5 protein-coding genes are annotated in these 5,234 nt (G+C 60.8%); all 5 read right to left on the bottom strand.

The features are described 5' to 3' along the window. Nucleotides 1–206: 206 nt before the first annotated feature. A complete protein-coding gene (locus tag A2Z13_04140; protein OGP81391.1) occupies nt 207–743 on the bottom strand; it encodes a hypothetical protein in 537 nt (178 codons plus the stop codon). A 248-nt stretch (nt 744–991) separates the two neighbouring features. After that, on the bottom strand, nt 992–3,007 hold the full coding sequence (locus tag A2Z13_04145; protein OGP81392.1) for a hypothetical protein: 2,016 nt from the start codon (nt 3,005–3,007) through the stop codon (nt 992–994). Nucleotides 3,008–3,043: 36 nt separating this feature from the next. Then, complete coding sequence (locus A2Z13_04150; GenBank protein OGP81393.1) at nt 3,044–3,637, bottom strand: hypothetical protein; 594 nt, start codon at nt 3,635–3,637, stop codon at nt 3,044–3,046. Between the two features lie 7 nt (nt 3,638–3,644). Then, nucleotides 3,645–4,805: a hypothetical protein gene (locus A2Z13_04155; GenBank protein OGP81394.1), complete on the bottom strand. Its 1,161-nt coding sequence runs from the start codon at nt 4,803–4,805 to the stop codon at nt 3,645–3,647. A gap of 8 nt (nt 4,806–4,813) precedes the next feature. Continuing rightward, complete coding sequence (locus A2Z13_04160; protein OGP81395.1) at nt 4,814–5,107, bottom strand: hypothetical protein; 294 nt, start codon at nt 5,105–5,107, stop codon at nt 4,814–4,816. Nucleotides 5,108–5,234 lie beyond the last annotated feature (127 nt).

Consider the following 5,234-nt stretch of genomic DNA (forward strand, 5'->3'; position numbering starts at 1 on the left):
ACCGTTCCACCACTTCTTTTCGGCTTACGTCCTCCCGGAAGAACATCTTGTCTTCCGGCGGGATCCGGCGGAAGAAATCCCAGAGCCGGTCTGCATCCTCCGGGACCATCGGACGCAGGGTAAGCCTTGCGCCGTCGCGCAGTGTGATTTCCCTGGGGTATCGTTCGAGCGATATCATCGGTTTCCTCCTCGAGTACCGGTACCGGTCACCACTCCTCCTTGAACGGCACTTCCACCGCGTCGTACCATTTCGAGAATTCCATGGGGTCGTGGGGGGGCAGGCCCTCCTCGTGCAGGAGATCGTCGATCGCCGTGTGGGCGTAGGAGAGGGCGTGGTCCATGAACCGGAGGGAATCCGGAGACTCCCCCTCGGGATCCCCCGCCTGGAACGCCTCGATCGCCTTGCCAAGATCCCGCCGCGCCGCGGGGAGATCCTTCGTTCCCAGGACCTCGCCGATCGCCTTCAGGTGCCTTCCGATCTGATGGTAGGCCCGCCGGATGTCGGTCGTCGTGGCGTCCATCTTCCTCCATTTGCCGAAATAGATCAGATCGTGCGCCGCCCGCAGCTTGGAGTATGGCCGGCCCAGGTAGGGGCACATCTCCTTCCCGTCCGGGCCTTTTTCCGCCTGGTGGGAATCGTAGGCAAGGTCCGCCCCGCAAGCCGGGCAGGTCATCCGGGAAAGAGGCATGGTAAAATTATAGCGCACCCACGCCGGTACGTTGTACCACGCGGTGTGGTTCATTTCATGAATACGGCAAAGTATCCGTGCGTGCCGCCCGGTGCCAAGGGATGTGCGGGGACACTCCGCTCCCGCATCCCGGAGATGAATCAGGAATGTCCCCGGTGAGAGCGTCCCCCCGGAAGGGGGCGGATGGCATCGAGCGGAGGGGCAGCGAGGCGCCGGACATCGCAGCGTACGAGGAAATACTGAGGAAATACTGCGGGAGGCGGCGCAGGAGGTTCTGGCCTTCCTGCAACCTACCCTGCCCCCTATTTTCCTCTTACACGTTCCAGGGAGTTGAAGTAGGGCATGTAGCGGGATGTCTCGAAGATCGCGCGGGTCAAGGTTTCCATTTGCTCTGCGACCACGGGGTATCTTCCGGCGACATCCTCGCGGGGGGTATCCGAGCCGTATTCGTGGAGGCTTTTTCGGGAGCCGTCGGCGAGCATGAGGAAATAGTAATCTTTGCCGACAAGGCCGATTTCCGGGGTAGCGGACTGGTTGCCGATGGTAAACGCGTAGCGCGTACCCTCGAAGCGGGGGTCGAAGAGGTCGCGGCCGAGCGTAGAATTGAGGTAGGGTACGTCGGCGAGCCCGGCCACGGTGGGCAGGATATCCACTTCGCTTGCGGGGGCGTCGTAGACCGCGGGGGGGATGAAGCCGGGGGCGTAGATGACGAGGGGGACGTGGAAGTGGGTCAGGTGGAGCTGCTCCTCGGATTTCGGTATATGCGCGGCATTTCCGCCAATGCCGTGGTCGCCAAAGAAGACGAAGACGGTATCCCGGAAGTAACTTTCCCTGCTCGCGGTCTTGATGAAAAATCCGATGGAGTGATCCATGAAGCGGAAGGCGTTGTACTCCTTGACCGACTCGAAACCATGGCTCGTGACATCCTCGTCGGTGGTCTCGACCTTGGGGAAACCACGGTTGTCCTCCGGGATGTTATAGGGGCGGTGGTTGCCGGAGGTCTGGATGAACGCGAAGAAAGGCTTGTTCTGGGCGCGAAACACCTTGTTTGCCTCCTCGAAGAGATGGAGGTCGGAGATTCCCCAGACGTCGACGCGCTGAGAGGTGTAGCTGCCTTCCTCGTATATCCTGAGTCCGGGTATGTTCGAGGACAGGAAGCCCCGGATATTGGCCCAGTTGAGGCTCCCGCCGAGAAAATAGAACTTCTCATAACCCTCGAATGCGTTGACGATCGTGTTTTGATTGATGATCAAGGGGTTACGCGAGGCGGTGTTTTGGGTCTCAACGTCCGGTATGCCGGTAACCGCGGCGAACACGGAGCGGGCGGTGCCGGTACTCGGGACGTAGAAGCGGGGAAAGAGGGCCCCGTTGCCTGCGATCTCGTCGAATTGAGGGGATGACCGAAGGGGATTGCCGAAGACGCTGGTCTTGTAGAACGCGAAGGACTCGAGAAAAACGATGACGACATTGAGCTTCCGCTTGCGAGGCTGCTTCGGGGCGATGAAGCGTGTAAAGCTCAGCCGCTCGGAGTCCGTGCGGTCGACGCCCAGGTAGCCGGCCATGAGGGGGTAGTGCTCGCGGGTCTTTTCGAGGTCGTACGGCGAAATCTCTTTCTTGACCGTATCGAAGAAATAGAGCACGGGGTTTGAGGCAAGCGCGGAGGCGAACTGGTAGGGACTGAAGAAGGCATCGGACCAGCGCAGGGGGTACCAGGAGAGCTTGCCGTAAATGCCGGTGGCGATCAGAAGGATGACCAGGGCGAAAGTCGCCGCGGTCCTCAGGCGACCGGCCTTTTTCGGCCTGTCGAAGCTCGAAAGCCAGGAAACGGCGCGGTAAATGAAAAACCATAAGGCGGCGATGAACATGCCGAGGCCGAGCAGGGACCAGACCACCGGATAGGTATCCCAGATCATCTGGAGGGAGGTGGACAGGTTGTAGAGTAAGCGCACAGCCGTGACGTTGAGCCTGCTCTGGAGGTAATCGTAGTGGCCGAAGTCGACGATATAGACGAAGAGGACAAAGAGATTGGCGAGGAGAAGGTAGACGGTCCAGAGCCTCCGGCCGAAGGCGGACGCAAAGATATTGAGCGGACGGAGAAGGGAGAAGACGAAGACCGGAGCGTTCATGAGAAGGGAAAGCCGGAGGTCGAACTTGAACCCGATGTAAAGGGACTTGAGTAAGATGGCCGTGGGCACGGGGTCCGCCGGAATTCGGAAGATCATATAGAACACGACCCGCAGGGCCGAATACACCGCGACGTTCAGAAGGACGGAACATGCCAGAAAAACGACCGAGGACCGTATCGGTGCGTGCTTCATGCGCTCCTGTTTTCCGGAAATTTCTCGTTTCCCATATTATACGGAGAGTTTCTTTCGGGGCGCGGAAAAAATCAAAAAGCCGGCCGATAGGATAAACGTCAGTCCGTCCGTCAGGTGATCGAAGTAATTGTCCGAGGGCAGCAATCCGAGTTCACGGGTTGCGGCAGCAAGCAAAATCGCAAAGGACAATGCATGCCTCCCCGTGGCGGACAGAGCCACTGCCGCGACCAGAAAGATCGGCAGGACCGGGCCGCCCCGGTATCCAAGGACATACACATCGTACGGCACAAGGCCAAGCGATGACGCATAAAGGGGCACGGATACGGCAACGACCAGAACGGCAAGGCCTGTTGCCGCCCGAGGGCGAAAGATCGTTCCCCCGAGGAAACGGAGATCGATCAAGGCAGCAAGGAGCAAAACCCCCGTGACGGAAAACACCGGGGTAATGGAAAGGAGCAGCCACCCGACGGAATAACGGTCAGGCAGGAGGAGAGTGCTTCCCAAAACCGCGAGAAAGAAAGTCAGCACGAGTGCAAACCGTGGGACCCCGTTCCGCTGCCTCCCGTCTCTCATGCCGGCCAGGGCGAGGACGGCCCAGACGAGAAAGAGCACCGCACCGATACTCGGCAATATCTCCTTAACGCCTATCGATCTTCTCCTCGAGCCACGCACTGTTGAACGTGGCGTGCTTGATCCGCGTGCGCTCGTAGGTGTAGGTGATGTGATAGCGCCCGTTTCCCGACCGGACGATGCTCGGGTAGGAGTACTCCCTGCCCGCCCGGTCTTCGAGCACATGTATGGTGCGCCACGTGCGCCCCCGGTCCGCAGAAAGCATGAGGGCAAGCCTGCTCCGGTCCCCCGAATCGTTGACCACGGCCAGGTAGCCCGCGCCGTCGACTCCGATCGCGTCGAACCCCGAGTTCGGGTTCGGAAGCGAAGATTCCACGATGGGGGTCCATGTGCGCCCCAGGTCATAGCTCCTGCTCATGAGGGCGGAGCCGCCGTTCATGTTTCGCATGAGGGCCAGGAGGCTGCGGCCGCCTTCGTGGAGGAGCGCGGGCTGGATCGCCTTCCCCTTCGTTCCGATGCGGATCAGTTCGCAGCGCAGACCGCCGTCGTTCGGAATGACGTGCAGGATGTAGGACATCTTCCTGATGAGCTCGTGGTAGACGGGCAGCAGAAAGGAGCCGTCGTCGAGCAGGAGGGCTTTGTTCTTGACGTTGTTCGTGAGGTTGAAGAACGGGCTCAGGACGATCTTTTCGCTCCGGCTCCAGGTCTTGCCCCAATCGCGGGAAACCTTGTAGTTGATCGAGGCCATGGACCAGCCTCCTTCGACGACCGATGCGTAAAACAGCCAGAGGCGGTCCATCGCGTCGCTGACAAGAACCGGGTTGCCGAGCTTTTTCACGTGTCGCCCGAGCTCGTGGGCGCACTGCTCGCAGGTCAGGAGCACGCGGGACGCTCCCCACCCGCTTTCCGGATCGTACTCGGCGTAATGAATCGCGATGTCGCGGGCGCCCTCCCGCGAGCCCGAGTACCAGACCACCGCGACATTCCCGCCGGGCAGAGGCGCCACCGAGGAGACATGGCTCATCCGCCCCGGCCCGGCCGGATCCACGAAGCCCTCGGCAAAGAACGGTCCCTCTTCTTCCGCCGGGGAGAACGCGCGGATCCAGACGTTTCGCTCGTCATACGCGGATGCGGCGTGCCGGTCATGGTACATACCGGCCACGAGCAGCACGAGCGCGAGCACGACCAGAATAAGGATTCGGGCTTTCCTCTTTTTCGCGCACGTCAATGGATTCTCTACCATGGCCCAACCGTCCCCTCTTCCCACACCCGGGCAAGGCAGCCGTGCGTCTCCCGGTGGATCCTCTCGAGAGGGAACGCTTCCGCCGCGTCCCTCCCCTTCTCCCCCATCCCGCGTCTCGGGCCCGACGACAGGAGTTTTTCCTTCCGTTCCGCGATCGCCCCCACACCGAGCCACCCCATTTCCCAGACCGCCCCGGACAGGTCCGTAGGCACGGCGATGGCCGCCTCGTGGGAATCGTAGACAAGATCCGCCCCGCAGGCGGGACAGGTCATCCGGGAAAGGGGCATGGTAAAATTATAGCGCAACCACGCCGGTACTTTGTACCACGCTTAGAGAGGAAGACCGGGAACCATCGAACGCGGAAGGAGGGGGGCCGATGTGCGCAAATGGAATCCCCGATGCAAAATACGGTTC

Source organism: Deltaproteobacteria bacterium RBG_16_64_85 (assembly GCA_001798885.1).
Lineage (GTDB): Bacteria > Desulfobacterota > Deferrimicrobia > Deferrimicrobiales > Deferrimicrobiaceae > FEB-35.

Bases quoted from the DNA above. Each gene is read 5' to 3' on its own strand.
- A2Z13_04140 (OGP81391.1), bottom strand. From the start codon at position 743: ATGAACCACACCGCGTGGTACAACGTACCGGCGTGGGTGCGCTATAAT.
- A2Z13_04145 (OGP81392.1), bottom strand. From the start codon at position 3,007: ATGAAGCACGCACCGATACGGTCCTCGGTCGTTTTTCTGGCATGTTCC.
- A2Z13_04160 (OGP81395.1), bottom strand. From the start codon at position 5,107: ATGCCCCTTTCCCGGATGACCTGTCCCGCCTGCGGGGCGGATCTTGTC.